The sequence below is a fragment of the Xenorhabdus entomophaga genome, assembly GCF_037996725.1.
Lineage (GTDB): Bacteria > Pseudomonadota > Gammaproteobacteria > Enterobacterales > Enterobacteriaceae > Xenorhabdus > Xenorhabdus khoisanae.
On record NZ_JBBMXH010000002.1, the window covers coordinates 16,240 to 29,213 of the forward strand.

The 12,974-nt window shown below is 44.4% G+C and carries 13 protein-coding genes and 1 other RNA gene; 4 read left to right on the plus strand and 10 right to left on the minus strand.

The features are described from left to right. Positions 1-34: 34 nt before the first annotated feature. The 6 genes from gcvH to AAC854_RS00530 form a co-directional block, all read right to left on the minus strand. On the minus strand, positions 35-427 hold the full coding sequence (gene gcvH, locus AAC854_RS00505; protein ID WP_340615411.1) for a glycine cleavage system protein GcvH: 393 nt from the start codon (positions 425-427) through the stop codon (positions 35-37). A gap of 68 nt (positions 428-495) precedes the next feature. Continuing rightward, positions 496-1,593, minus strand: coding sequence for a glycine cleavage system aminomethyltransferase GcvT (gene gcvT, locus AAC854_RS00510; protein WP_340615412.1), 1,098 nt, complete (start codon positions 1,591-1,593; stop codon positions 496-498). A gap of 372 nt (positions 1,594-1,965) precedes the next feature. Continuing rightward, positions 1,966-3,198 (minus strand): FAD-dependent 2-octaprenylphenol hydroxylase, encoded by a 1,233-nt coding sequence (ubiI, locus tag AAC854_RS00515; protein WP_340615413.1) that lies wholly within the window; start codon positions 3,196-3,198, stop codon positions 1,966-1,968. Between the two features lie 23 nt (positions 3,199-3,221). Then, a complete protein-coding gene (ubiH, locus tag AAC854_RS00520) occupies positions 3,222-4,403 on the minus strand; it encodes a 2-octaprenyl-6-methoxyphenyl hydroxylase (protein WP_340615414.1) in 1,182 nt (393 codons plus the stop codon). A gap of 24 nt (positions 4,404-4,427) precedes the next feature. Then, a complete protein-coding gene (gene pepP / locus AAC854_RS00525) occupies positions 4,428-5,744 on the minus strand; it encodes a Xaa-Pro aminopeptidase (protein ID WP_340615415.1) in 1,317 nt (438 codons plus the stop codon). A 169-nt stretch (positions 5,745-5,913) separates the two neighbouring features. Next, positions 5,914-6,489 (minus strand): YecA/YgfB family protein, encoded by a 576-nt coding sequence (locus AAC854_RS00530; RefSeq protein WP_340615416.1) that lies wholly within the window; start codon positions 6,487-6,489, stop codon positions 5,914-5,916. A gap of 266 nt (positions 6,490-6,755) precedes the next feature. Between AAC854_RS00530 and zapA the strand changes: the two genes are divergently transcribed. The 3 genes from zapA (at position 6,756) to AAC854_RS00545 (ending at position 8,036) form a co-directional block, all read left to right on the plus strand. Continuing rightward, positions 6,756-7,061 (plus strand): cell division protein ZapA, encoded by a 306-nt coding sequence (gene zapA, locus AAC854_RS00535; RefSeq protein ID WP_047963623.1) that lies wholly within the window; start codon positions 6,756-6,758, stop codon positions 7,059-7,061. Positions 7,062-7,211: 150 nt separating this feature from the next. Continuing rightward, positions 7,212-7,396, plus strand: a non-coding RNA gene (ssrS, locus tag AAC854_RS00540) — 6S RNA. A gap of 49 nt (positions 7,397-7,445) precedes the next feature. Then, positions 7,446-8,036, plus strand: a complete 591-nt coding sequence (locus AAC854_RS00545; protein WP_340615417.1) for a 5-formyltetrahydrofolate cyclo-ligase — start codon at positions 7,446-7,448, stop codon at positions 8,034-8,036. 68 nt (positions 8,037-8,104) lie between these two features. Here AAC854_RS00545 and serA read toward each other — a convergent pair whose 3' ends face one another. Beyond that, a complete protein-coding gene (gene serA, locus AAC854_RS00550; RefSeq protein ID WP_340615418.1) occupies positions 8,105-9,346 on the minus strand; it encodes a phosphoglycerate dehydrogenase in 1,242 nt (413 codons plus the stop codon). Positions 9,347-9,614: 268 nt separating this feature from the next. Continuing rightward, a complete protein-coding gene (rpiA, locus tag AAC854_RS00555) occupies positions 9,615-10,274 on the minus strand; it encodes a ribose-5-phosphate isomerase RpiA (RefSeq protein WP_340615419.1) in 660 nt (219 codons plus the stop codon). 175 nt (positions 10,275-10,449) lie between these two features. On the opposite strand from rpiA, the gene AAC854_RS00560 reads away from it, so the two are divergent. Next, positions 10,450-11,355 carry a LysR family transcriptional regulator ArgP gene (locus AAC854_RS00560; RefSeq protein WP_340615420.1) on the plus strand — a complete coding sequence of 302 codons (906 nt, stop codon included), beginning with the start codon at positions 10,450-10,452 and terminating at the stop codon, positions 11,353-11,355. On the opposite strand, the gene AAC854_RS00565 is transcribed toward AAC854_RS00560, so the two are convergent. Both AAC854_RS00565 and argO read right to left on the minus strand, forming a co-directional pair. Further along, positions 11,352-12,086 carry an oxidative stress defense protein gene (locus tag AAC854_RS00565; protein WP_340615421.1) on the minus strand — a complete coding sequence of 245 codons (735 nt, stop codon included), beginning with the start codon at positions 12,084-12,086 and terminating at the stop codon, positions 11,352-11,354. The genes AAC854_RS00560 and AAC854_RS00565 overlap by 4 nt on opposite strands. Positions 12,087-12,187: 101 nt before the next feature. Then, entirely contained in the window at positions 12,188-12,811 is a 624-nt protein-coding gene (gene argO / locus AAC854_RS00570; protein ID WP_340615422.1) for an arginine exporter ArgO, read from the minus strand. Positions 12,812-12,974: the final 163 nt, after the last annotated feature.

Below are 12,974 nucleotides of genomic sequence, written 5' to 3' on the forward strand. Positions count from 1 at the left end.
CCATTCACAACGTGATATGGGGCAGTCAATACAATTACTCGTCTTCTTCTAAAAGTGACTGATAACCTTCAGCATCAAGCAGGTTAGTCAGTTCACTCTCATCCGTAATTTTGATGCGGAATAGCCAACCTTCGTTATATGGCTCACTATTCACTAATTCGGGTGTGCCTTCCAACTCAGGGTTAACAGCAATGACTTTACCACTCAATGGCGCGTAGATATCAGAAGCAGCTTTAACTGATTCTACAACTGCGCAATCATCACCACTGTTTACCTCTGTGTCGACGTCAGGCAAATCAACGAATACCATATCGCCCAATAGTTGTTGAGCATGTTCGGTAATACCTACTGTGTATTCACCATTTCCTTCCGAACGAACCCATTCGTGTGATTCTGTATATTTCAATTCTGCTGGTACATGACTCATCGTTGCCATCTCCTTGTTTCTTATTGATTAATAAAAAATTACAACAATCAAAACATTACAACCAAAAATCAGTCTACGAGTGGTTTACCCATCCGCACAAAACCCGGCTTCACAACCTGAACAGGCATTTCACGATTACGGATCTGAACAATCGCTTGTTCACCAATACCGCGTGGTACACGTGCAAGGGCGATACTAAATCCCAGAGTTGGGGAGAATGTTCCGCTGGTAATCACACCGGAACGAATTTCGCCTGAATTATCGGTGAAACTGACGGTTAAACCACCACGCAACACTCCTTTTTCACGCATGATTAACCCCACCAACTGCTCTGTACCGGCTTCACGCTGCCTTTCCAGCGCTTCACGGCCAATGAATTGACGATCTTCCGGTTTCCAGGCAATTGTCCATCCCATGTTGGCGGCCAGTGGCGAAATGGTTTCATCCATCTCCTGACTATAAAGATTCATGCCCGCTTCAAGACGTAATGTGTCACGCGCTCCCAATCCGGCAGGTTTTACACCTACGGTTAATAATTGCTGCCAAAAATCTGCTGCGTGTTCTTTTGGTAACGCAATTTCATAACCCGCTTCACCGGTGTAACCCGTCGTCGCAATGAAGAGATCGCCGGACTGGACGCCCCAAAAAGGCTTCATACCGATTACAGCCTGCTTTTGTTCATCGCTTAATAGTGATTGAACTTTGGCTTGTGCATTTGGTCCCTGAACGGCGATCAGAGCCAAATCATCACGCACTGTAATCTCGACGTCATATTTCTCCGCATGCTGGTTAATCCATGCTAAATCTTTCTCACGTGTTGCTGAATTAACAACCATACGATAGAAGTTATCAGTGAAGAAATAGACAATCAGGTCATCAATCACGCCACCAGAAGCATTCAGCATCCCGGTATAAAGCGCCTTGCCCCGCTCGGTCAGTTTGGCGATGTCATTTGCCAGAAGGTAACGGAGAAAATCACGGCAACCTAGGCCGTGCAGATCCACAATAGTCATGTGGGAAACGTCGAACATACCAGCATCAGTACGCACGATATGATGCTCGTCGATTTGTGAACCATAATGCAGGGGCATCATCCAGCCATGAAAATCTACCATGCGTGCTCCGCATGCCAGATGTTGATCATATAGTGGGGTGTGTTTTGACATTATTTCCCTCTTTCCATTCTTGACATGAAAACATTCGTGACCTGAAAAAACATACGGCGCATTAACCGGCAGATGTTGGATCATGAAGCAAAGAAGCGGTTAATCACGCAAACGATACCTTAGAATCAGAAGTTATCACTGAAACTGGAAATGAACCATAAAATAAATTAGTGGCATTGGTGTGATAATCTGAAAAAACGCTTACTATCATGCAGAATTTTTGTCTAATTTATTGCGTCAAAGCGCTCAAAATTTGCAATAAACGGCAGGAACCAATCTTTTTCGATTAGGAAATGACTAAAGTGTGAAGCAAATCAACTGAACACACCTTAGTCTAATATAAGAAAAACTAATCCTAAATGGGAGGATAAATTAGATTTTTTCAACCGAAGCGGTTGGGGAAATTAGCCAATCAGGGAGATCGTTGAGGCCCATTGCATGGCGAAGCAATTGCGGTTTTATTCCCGGTAAGTGATCAGCCAATGCTAATCCAACCCCTCGTAATAACTTTTTAGCCGGATTATTACCATCAAATAACTGACGGAATCCCTGCATGCCTGCCAACATAACCGCAGCACTGTGCTTACGACGACGTTCATAACGCCCTAAATAGAGATACTGCCCAATGTCTTTTCCCTCGCTATTCAGCCGGTTCAATTCACTAATCAGTTCTGCCACATCCATAAACCCCAGATTGACACCCTGACCAGCCAAAGGATGAATAGTATGTGCCGCATCCCCCAACAAGGCCAAACGGTGCGCGGCAAAGTTGCGGGCATAACGCCCCATCAACGGAATAGTTTGTCGATCACTGATTAATTCACATTGGCCCAGCCGCATGTCAGATGTCACGCCCAACTGCCGATTGAACAATTCAGGTTCCATGGTTTTGCGCTGTTGTGCCGATTCAGCCGGCAGTGACCAAACAATTGAACATAAATGAGGATCAGACAACGGCAAGAAAGCTAATATTCCATCACCATGAAAAACCTGACGTGCAACGCCCTGATGAGGTTCTTCAGTGCGAATAGTCGCTACCAGCGCATGATGCTCATAATCCCAAAAAGTCAGTGGAATATCGGCATGTTGACGCAACCAAGAGTGTGCGCCATCTGCGCCAACCACTAAGCGCGAAGTTAGCATGCTCCCATCAGATAAAGTGATAAAGGCTTCATTTTCTCCCCAGGCAACGTTCCGGAAGGTGGATGGGGTAAGAACCGTCACATCGGCCAAATTTTCCGCACGTTGCCAAAGTGCTTGTCGGATGACATGATTCTCAATGATATGACCAAGATGTGTCAGGCCATTTTCGGACGCATTAAACTGAATGCGGCCGAAACTATCCTGATCCCAAACTTCCATGCCCTGATAAGGACTCACTCTCATCGCAAGAATATTCTGCCAAACACCAAGATGAGTGAGTAAACGTTCACTTGCTGCATTGATGGCTGATACACGCAAAGCATGTTCTTCATTGGCATCAAATTGCTTTGTCAGTGGATGTTCTTCTACAATCGCGATGCGCAAACCGCTACCTTGCAAACCACAGGCCAGCGCAAGGCCAACCATACCGCCCCCTGCGATCACCACATCAAATGATTGCATGTTTTTCTTTCCTCTTAATCTGCCTAAGCTGACCGGGTAACCCAACCCAATGTCTGGCGGGCAAATAGATCCCGTATCGGTGGTAATGCTTCCATCGTCATCAGGCCCAAATTTCGCCCGATTCTTAACGGCAAGTAGTCATTGGCGAATAATCTGACCAACCCATCCGTGATCCCAATTGTCGTTTCACGATCTGCCTCACGCTGCTGCTGATATTCAGCCAGTATTTTATAGGCTCCGATATCTTGCCCTGCAATAGCCGCTTCTGAAATGATCTGCGCCAATGCCATAACATCACGCATACCTAAGTTAAAACCTTGCCCGGCAATTGGGTGCAAAGTTTGGGAGGCATTGCCTACCAGTGCCAGACGATGGCTAATTTGCCGGCTTGCTGTCGATAAAGCCAATGGATAACTGGACCGTTGGCCGGTTTCCAACATTTTCCCTAAACGCCAGCCAAATGCTTGTTGCAGATGTTGGGTGAATTCGGCCTGACTCCAACCATTGATTTCTGACTGTTTTTCCAGTGGGTGACACCACACCAAAGAGCTGCGCCACCCAGACATAGGCAAGAGAGCTAACGGGCCGTGTTCAGTAAAGCGTTCAAACGCTCTTCCTTGGGGGTGCTCAGAAGTCAGGACATTGGCGATAATCGCTACCTGATCGTAAGATTGTCGCTGGTATGGAATATTGCACGCCTGAGCTATCGCAGAATGGCTACCGTCCGCAGCCACCAGCAATTCCCCTGTCAGTTTTTCACCATTATTCAGCGTAACAGTGACAGAATTTTCCAGACGCTCGACGGAATTCACTGTAGCCGGACAGTAAAGTTTGATATTCGGTGACTGTTTCAGTAAATCAAACAGATGGATACCGGCATCATGCAATTCAACCACATTACCCAATGCCGGAATATCATGATCATCAGCACTGATGTTGACGAAACCGTTATGGCCACGGTCGCTGACATGAACGTGAGTGATTGGTGTCACACAATGTTTCAGTGCAGACCAAATACCGATCTGATCCAAGCGCTGGCATGTACCATAAGCCAAGGCAATCGCTCTCGCATCAAAACCCGGATGCTCCTGAGTGGGTTTTGCAGCTTCAATTAAGGAGACTTGCAACTGCCCCCGGCTCAGCGAAGAAATAGCCAGTGCCAGTGTCGCTCCTGCCATTCCTCCACCCACGATAATCACGTTCATTATCACTTCCTGATTATTTTAACCTTAACCCTGTTTCGCCTGTGCCATCAGCGCTTCTATCTCATCGGGATCTTTTACGACATACTCAGTCAGGTTTTCATTTCCGGTTTCCGTTATCACGATGTCATCTTCAATGCGGATACCAATGCCACGATATTCCAACGGAACATCTGCATCCGGCGCAATGTAAAGCCCCGGCTCCACTGTTAGTACCATGCCGGGTTCCAGTATGCGATCACGCTCAACACCGTAATTGCCCACATCGTGTACATCCAGCCCCAACCAGTGACTTAAACCATGCATGAAAAATTGGCGATAAGCATTGGTCTCGATCAATTGTTCGACTTCACCGTGCATAATTCCCAGTTTTACCAATCCATTGACCATAATACGCACAACCTGCTCAGTGACTTCACGGATGCTGGTGCCGGGTTTATATAACTCCAGAGAAACATTGATGGCTTCCAGCACAATGTCATAAATTTCACGTTGTGGACGAGTAAATTTGCCATTGACCGGGAATGTCCGCGTAATATCGCCCGCATACCCTTCATACTCACATCCTGCATCGATCAAGACTAAATCACTATCTTTCATTCGACGTTCATTTTCTGTGTAATGCAGAATGCAAGCGTTTTCTCCTGCACCAATGATGGTGTTATAGGCTGGATAACGTGCACCTTGATAGGTAAATTCATGATGGATCTCAGCCTCAAGCTGATATTCAAGCATGTCAGGACGACAAACCTGCATGGCTCGGGTATGCGCCTGCGCACTGATTTTCCCAGCCTTGCGCATGATTTCCAATTCAGCTTCCGACTTGAACAGGCGCATTTCATGCAGCCACGGACGCCAATCCACCATAGCAGACGGAGCACAGAGATTACGGCGACTATTTTTGCGCAATTTATCCAAGGCACTAAATACGATGTTATCAGCGTATTCAAACTCTCCCTGCGCGTGATAAATCACTTCCAAGCCATTCAGCAGTAAATAGAGCTGTTCGTTGAGATCATCATATGGCAGAGCACGATCCACGCCCAGTTTTTCCAACGCGGCCTCTTGTCCAAGACGACGGCCAAACCAAATTTCCGCATTCAAATCACGGACACGGTTAAACAGTACGCTATGATTGTGAGTTTCATCACTTTTGATCAGTATCAAAACCGCTTCCGGCTCATTGAAACCTGTCAGATAAAGAAAATCACTGTGCTGGCGATAAGGATACTCGCTATCTGAATTACGTGTCGCAGGCGGGGCAGAAAAAATAATGGCCGCACTGGCCGGTGCCATGTTTGACAATAGTGCCTGACGACGGGATAAATATTCTTGTTTAGTCATACCCTCTCCTGCGATTTCATTATTATTAGTTAGGATACCCTTTATCTTTCAAGTTGCTGCTTTGTCAGCCGCGTTTACCCGCTCCCAATCGCACAGTCAGTTATGCTTTCAGGATCCGTTCATTTGCCATTGTGCTACAACTTGAAATTTATTAGGTATATATCACCAATCAGTGCAACGTTGGTTTTTCATTTTTTGCACGACCTGAAGCTTTCGGCGTTGCTAAAGCGATATAACAGAGCTGAACTGCAACACGAACATATTCCAGGACTTCTTCAAGAGCCTGAGACAGCTCTTCTTGATCTTCGCTCTCGTCATACCCCAGCATGCCGATATTACGTAAATCGGTGACAATTTCTTTAATTTCTGGTTTTTCTGTCAATTTTGGATTTGCGACACCCAATCCCAATAGAAAATGGTTCACCCATCCCGCCAACGCATCGGCACATTCAAAAACACCGGCTTCTTCTTCAGGAAGCAGTAGCTTAAATGCAAAATTACTGTCATCAAGCAATTCAAAGGTCGTTTCGTGCAATTCCCGGAGGGGTACGGATAAAACCTGAGAAAATGCCAGACCATCATTAGCGAGATCATGCACCAATGTCTGCCAACTACTATCATGATTTCCACCACATAGTAATCCACTGATTAAGCCGTGCATTTCTGCTGCTGTCAGCGCAACGGACTGTTGATGCAAAATTTCATCAAATGACTGATAATTAGGTAATGAGTTTTGTATAGACATGTATATTGATCATCGTTGGCGATATAAGTTCATGCTATGCTACCATCAAGGGGAGTCGCTATACCAGACAGCATACACCGATATAAGGAGGGGGAGCTTTTGGTATTGTACGGTAATGATTGGTGTCAACCTTGTTTTTATACCAAAATTCACTTTATGCCCAATAGATTTCAAGTTGTAACTCTGCCAATAAAGCTACAATTTGAAAGATGAGGGCTATATGTCAAAATCAAGGTATCGGCACAGTAATAAATCAGGAAGGTGTCATGTCTGCACAACCAGTAGATATTCAGATTTTTGGGCGGTCATTACGTGTCAATTGTCCACCAGAGCAGATAGAAGCATTGCAAGCTGCTGCTGAGGAGCTTGATCAACGTTTGCAAAACCTCAAAGAACGCACCAGAGTAACTAACACTGAGCAGCTGGTTTTTATTGTGGCGCTGAATGTTTGTCACGAGTTAGCACAAGAAAAAATGAAAACCCGTGATTATGCCTACAATATGGAACAAAAAATAAAAATGCTCCAGCAGACTATTGAAAACGCATTGTTAGAACAAGGTAAAATTACCTGATGTTCCACCTGTCAATAAACTCATTCTTGTTGATAAATCAGGCAGTAGTCACTATAGATGAATATAAGCAGTTGCTTTCTTCGTTTAGTTCCATACAATAGGCTCTATAGCGTTGTTTAGAGCCTATTTAGAGTTTTAAGCAGCAAAAAAATTTCTCTGAGGTGTGCGTGAGCGGGGAAGTCCCCTGAGCCGATATTTCATACCTTATAGAATGTAGTGCTCTGTTTCTTGTGAGCATGCTTGGCCAGACCAAGAAGCCTAATAGAAACGACTCTACGTTCACCTTGAACCAAGGGTTCAAGGGTTACCACCTGCAACGGCATCTTGGAGAACCCTAATTTTTATCTGTTTTGTATCCTTTTCTGCATTAAACAGGCAGGTATCATGCAATCAGATTCTTTTTTTTCTCTCCGAAAATCCATTCGAAAAAAAATCCGACAACTACGTCAAAGTTTATCCCCCGAGCAACAAGCGCAATTTGCCCTGCAAGCAGCCAAACAAGTCATGGCTCATCCGAAGGTTCTGCAAGCTAACAAAATTGCCCTGTATCTCTCTTTCGATGGGGAATTGGATACACGCCCATTAATTCAACAACTCTGGCAACAAAACAAGCAAGTCTATTTACCAGTATTGCATCCTTTCAGCCGGAACCACTTACTTTTCCTGCGATACTGTGCCGATACGCCCCTGATTCGGAATCAATTCAATATAGAAGAACCTTCGCTGGATATCCGGCAGGTTTTGCCTGTTTCTGAACTTGATGTCATGTTCATTCCACTCGTTGCTTTTGATTGTACAGGGCAACGTTTGGGTATGGGAGGCGGATTCTACGATAGGACTCTCGCAAAATGGCAACAACAGCACTTTTATCCGATAGGATTAGCACACAATTTCCAGCTAGTGGAAACATTACCCAGTGCAAGTTGGGATATTCCTTTGCCGGAAATTATTACACCAGAAAAAGTATGGAAATGAGCGTGAATCTTTAACTGGTTAATAAGGGCTGTTGAATATTCAACAGCCCTTCTTTCACTCTTGGTGAATTAGTAAAGCAACCGGGAACGGATTGTGCCAGGCAAAGCTTTCAATTGTTGCAATACCAATTCAGCTTCAGCAGTGCTCTGCACCGTAATATCAATAACCACATAACCAATATCGCCTTCAGTTCGCAGATATTGTGCTTCAATATTGATTTCTTGAGCAGTGAACACTTGGTTGATGCTGGTTAAGATACCGGGGCGGTTTTCATGGATATGCAGCAAACGGTTAGTATCTTTGGCATGAACAGGCAGTGAAACTTCAGGGAAATTAACCGCAGACAGCGTAGAACCGTTGTCAGAGTATTTCACTAGCTTACCTCCGACTTCAGCACCAATATTTTCTTGGGCTTCCTGAGTCGATCCACCAATATGCGGTGTCAGTAATACGTTATCAAACTTTGTTAATAATGAGATGAAAGGATCGCTGTTTGTTGCCGGCTCTTCTGGGAATACATCAATCGCCGCACCAGAAATATGCCCGATTTCCAACGCGTCACTTAATGCGGGAATGTCTATCACGGTGCCGCGTGAAGCATTTATCAAAATTGAACCTGGTTTCATCAGTTCCAGCTCTGTTGCACCAATCATATTTTTGGTTGAGGCTGTTTCAGGTACGTGCAGGCTCACAACATCACTCATATTCAATAGTTCAGATAGATGATGAACTTGCTGTGCATTACCTAATGGCAATTTATTTTCAATATCATAGAAATAAACATTCAGACCAATATTTTCAGCCAAAATACCAAGCTGTGTACCGATATGGCCGTAACCAATAATGCCTAGTTTTTTTCCGCGAGCCTCATAACAACCCCTTGCCTGCTTATCCCATACGCCTTTATGTGCTTTTGCATTCGCCTCAGGAATACGGCGCAATAACAACAGCAACTCACCCAACACCATTTCAGCGACTGATCGGGTATTGGAGAATGGTGCATTAAATACAGGAATACCGCGTTTTGCTGCGGCTTTCAAATCGACTTGGTTGGTACCAATACAGAAACATCCTACAGCCACCAACTTTTCCGCTGCGGAAAAAACTTCTTCAGTCAACTGGGTACGAGAACGGATCCCCACAAACCGGGCATCACGAATTGCCTCTTTCAGTTCTTCTGGTTCCAATGCCCCTTTATGATATTCAATATTGCTGTACCCAGCCGCTTTCAGTTTGTCTACTGTGCTTTGATGAACGCCTTCCAGTAGCAGAAATTTAATCTTATCCTTTTCTAAAGATACCTTAACCATTTGCCCGCCCTAGTTGTACTAACTTCATAACGCCTATAGATATCACCAAAATAACAAAAAAAACGACAACAGCAATACAATCGATTGCTTATATAACAGGATAAGAAACAGTAAATAAGTTGTTACACGAAGTAAAATAATTCGTTATAAGTCAAAGGCAGGATTTTGAGTTTTTTTTAGTCGGTAATGTGATAGATATCACCAAATTTTCTTTTTTTAATAAATATAAAAATATTTTGGGGACGAATATTCTGTCCCCAATAAACGATTATTCTTTAATCGTCCTGACACCGTCCGCAGCACCCACCAGCACTACGTTGGCACCTCTGTTGGCAAAAAGACCAACAGTTACCACACCGGCGATGCCATTGATTTTGTCTTCCAATTCAGCTGGCTCAACAATGGAAAGGTTGTGAACATCCAGAATGTCATTACCATTATCAGTTACCACATTTTCACGATAAACCGGGGTTCCTCCTAACTTCTCCAGTTCACGGGTAACATAAGCGCGTGCCATTGGGATAACTTCAACCGGCAGTGGAAATTGGCCCAGTACATCCACTTGCTTAGAGGAATCAATGATACAGATAAATTTCTTTGCAACAGCAGCGATGATTTTTTCCCGGGTTAATGCCGCACCACCCCCTTTGATCATTTGCATCTGATCGTTAATTTCATCAGCGCCATCAACATAAATATCCAAACTGTCAACATCATTGCAGTCAAATACGGGAATACCGAGACTTTTCAGCTTTGCCGTTGATGCTTCTGAGCTAGACACCGCACCTTCAATTTTGTCTTTGATAGTTCCTAGCGCATCAATAAAATGCGCTGCCGTTGAACCCGTACCAACACCAACGATTGTGCCTGGTTTAACATATTCCAATGCCGCCCAACCTACTGCTTTTTTCAGTTCATCCTGAGTCATATCAATCACAGCCTATAAACAGTTACAAGGAAAAATCTGACGGCTAGTATAAACAATATTACCTCGCGCCATGAAAAAATATGGCATAGTGCTACCTAGGCCACATAATGCTGTTTAGATCGCAATGGTGTTTGGATCGCAAGAATAAGAGTAAAAACGGAGAACTTTATTTTCAATGAAACGTCCTGATTACAGGTCACTGCAAGCATTGGATGCAGTGATCCGAGAACGTGGTTTCGAGCGGGCGGCACAAAAACTTTGTATCACCCAATCCGCGGTATCCCAGAGAATCAAACAATTAGAAAATCTGTTTGGTCAGCCATTATTGGTGCGCACCGTTCCACCCCGACCTACAGAGCAAGGACAAAAGCTGCTCGCGCTATTACATCAGGTAGAATTACTGGAAGCACAATGGCTCGGTGACGAAAATGGCAATGAGATACCACTGTTGCTTTCCCTCGCGGTTAACGCGGATAGTCTGGCAACCTGGCTTTTACCCGCTCTCCATCCTGTTTTATCCGATTTACCCATTCGTCTAAATATTCAGGTGGAAGATGAAACCCGGACTCAGGAACGTTTGCGGCGTGGCGAAGTTGTTGGAGCGATTAGTATTCAAGCTCAGCCCCTGCCAAGCTGTCTGGTTGATAAGTTAGGTGCTCTTGATTATCTGTTTGTTGCCTCCCCAGAGTTCGCAGAGCGCTTTTTTCCTAATGGCGTTACTCGTTCAGCATTACTGAAAGCCCCTGCCGTGGCATTCGACCATCTGGATGATATGCATCAGGCATTCTTACAACAGTACTTTGATTTATCACCGGGTAGTGTCCCCTGCCATATCGTGAATTCTTCTGAAGCATTTGTACAATTGGCAAAACAAGGTTCAACTTGCTGTATGATCCCACACTTGCAAATCGACAAGGAGCTGCTGGCAGGTAAATTAGTTGATTTAACGCCCGGACTATGCCAACGCCGTATGCTTTATTGGCACCGTTTTACCCCAGAAAGCGGGGCAATGAGAAAAGTCACTGACGCCCTACTCAAACTAGGACGTCAGATGTTACGTCAGGAAGATGAAATTAATTAACGCTGTAATTCAAAAACCGCATCAACGTGATCAGAGAATTCAATGCTCTGTGGTTCATAAGTTTCACCGGCTGAATCTGCTGCTGGTGCTGCCATCAGGGCTGTCTGGTATTTTAGGCGGCTCATTGGCGCTGGCACGGCTTCAGGAGCGCGGTAATTGATGCTATATACCGGGCCTAGCTTACCGTTGAACCCTTTTGCCAATGCAGTCGCTTGCGCAATAGCATTCTCAATGGCTTTTTGTCTGACCTCATCACGATAACGTTGTGGATTTTCAACACTGAACTGCACCGAGTTAATTTCATTCAACCCAGCTTTCAGAGCACCATCCAGTAATGTATTCAGTTGATCCAGCTTATGAACTTTTACTTCAACCGAACGCGAAGCTCTATAACCTGTGATTGTTGATTTACCGGTCTTTTGTTCATATTGATATTCTGGTTGCGTACGCAAATTGGCAGCATCAATATCTTTCTTTTCAATGCTATTATTTTTCAGAAAATCAAAATATTTCGCGACACGATCGTCCACTTTTTTCTTTGCATCTGCCGCACTTTTTTGAATTTCACTTACATGGATTACCAGCGTGGCCACATCTGGCGTCGCTTTGATTACCGCATTACCAGAAGTAGAAATATGTGGGACAGATGGCAATTCAGAGGCAGAAGCAGCCATGCCAGAGAGGCTTCCCAGAGCCATCATTGCAGCCAGTACCAATGATTTACGTTTCACAAAACCTCCTTCAAATACAACAAATTTACATGAGTAAGGTGCTTTTTAGAAACATTAGCACACTATCTATGAACACACTATCCATGAAAGAAGTATTGAAATCAGTAAAAAATCTGTAATCCCTGCTTAATTAAGCCCCAAGCGATATACCACATCACACAACCAACAAAAACATTGATGATGCGTTGTGATCGCGGTTGATTCAGTACAGGTGAAAACCACGCAGCCAAAAATGACAATGCAAAAAACCAACTGATTGATGCCATGACCGCACCGAGGGTAAACCACGGCCTAAGCTCAATTGATAGTTGCCCGCCTATGCTTCCCAACACGACGAATGTGTCCAGATAAACATGAGGATTCAACCAGGTCACCGCAAAGAGAGCTACTATAACCCGCCAACGGCTTTGGATGATATTTTCAGCAGCGGAGAGTTTAACTTCCGCCGATAGTGCCGTCCGAAAAGCCCCCCAGCCATACCATAGTAAAAAGACGATGCCACCCCATGTCACGGCTTGCAGCAAAAATGTTGATTGCCCAAGTAAAGCACTTCCGCCAAATATTCCCGCCGCAATGAGGATCGCATCACTGATGGAACATAACGCTGCACTCATTAAATGAAACTGTTTTTTGCTCCCTTGCTGCATCACAAACACATTTTGTGGCCCAAGGGGAAGGATCATCGCAGCACTGAGAAAAAAGCCCTGTATAAATATCGGAAACATGCAAAAATTCCTAATAATTATTCAATTAGTTATGGTATCAATGCATATTAGCCAATAATAGTATATTAGGGAAAATGAATAATTCTTATCCATCATTAGAAAAAATAATGGGAATTGTATTCGAATTTGGTGTGAGGCATGGAAATGCTCACACCAAGATCGT